1 protein-coding gene is annotated in these 1,225 nt (G+C 52.8%); it reads left to right on the top strand.

What is annotated here, in order from left to right; all coding sequences use genetic code 11:
* Positions 1-100: 100 nt before the first annotated feature.
* A partial coding sequence (locus HBO23_RS33550) for an IS4 family transposase (protein ID WP_170040994.1) occupies positions 101-1,225 on the top strand: 1,125 nt, incomplete at its 3' end.

Below are 1,225 nucleotides of genomic sequence, written 5' to 3' on the forward strand. Positions count from 1 at the left end.
GCGTCACTAGTGTCCGGTAAAAACCAAAGGGGGAGCTTGCTCCCCCTTGTTGTTCGCGACTGTCAGTCATAATCGGATTTTTCAGACTCGATTTTGACCCATGTTTACCAGTACCCGTTTAGCCCACCTACTCAGTGCGATCCCGCGCCAGTTCTTTCGGCAATCCACCGAAAAGCACCAGGCTGATCGCTACGTCAAACGCTGCACGAGCTGGCAATTGCTGGTGACACTGGTCAGCGGCCATATAACCCAAGCCTTAAGCCTGCGGTCCTTGGCCACTTTTTCCGAAACGCTAAGTCCGCATAGTTACCATCTTAAAGCGGGGCCCGTCGCCCGATCGACCCTGTCAGATGCTTTGAACAAGCGAAACTACCGGCCATTCCAGGATCTTTGCCAATTGCTGTTGAGCGGCATCAGCCGCCAACAGCGCAAAGAAGTCGGTGCCATGATTAGCCTGCTTGATTCCACGTCAATCACTTTGCGCGGACCTCACTTTGATGACTGGACAGCCTCCACGAAAACCCGCATCACGCAGGGCCTGAAAGTACATGTCGGACTAGATTTGGCGCAGTTGGCCCCGGTGTACGTCAACATCACTCCTGCCAACGTCAACGACCTGAGCGATGCGCTGGAAATGCCGATTCAGGTCGGCATGACGTATGTCTTTGACAAGGGATATTGCGATTACAACTGGTGGCACCAGTTGCAGACCAAAGGAGCCTTTTTCGTCACCCGCCTGAAAAAAAACGCCAATATCAAAGTGCTGCACAAGCACTCGATCGCAGCCGAGCAAAGCCCCGTCATGACCGACGAAGTCATCCTGTTCGGAAAAAAGCATCTAGGCGGCAAGCGTCTTAATGACTACCGAGAAACGCCGGCAAGACGCGTGGTGGTAGAACGCGAGGGACACGCCACGCCGTTAATCCTGGTGACCAATGACTTCGTAAGATCAGCCGAAGAAATCGCGGGATTGTACAAAGATCGCTGGAAGATCGAGCTGTTTTTCAAGTGGGTCAAGCAACATCTGAAACTCAAACGCTTCTACGCATTCTCTGAAAACGCCGTGCGTCTGCAGATTTACAGTGCCTTGATCAGCTACTTGTTATTGCACCTTTACCATCGTCGCTCAGAATTTACCGGTTCGTTGTTTGAGCTGACGGTTCGCATATCTCATGTCCTGCACGAACGGCCCGCGACGCCAGAGTTGAGGGATCGACGAAGGCAG

This window comes from Pseudomonas sp. WS 5532, from assembly GCF_012985445.1.
Taxonomy (GTDB): Bacteria; Pseudomonadota; Gammaproteobacteria; order Pseudomonadales; family Pseudomonadaceae; genus Aquipseudomonas; species Aquipseudomonas edaphica.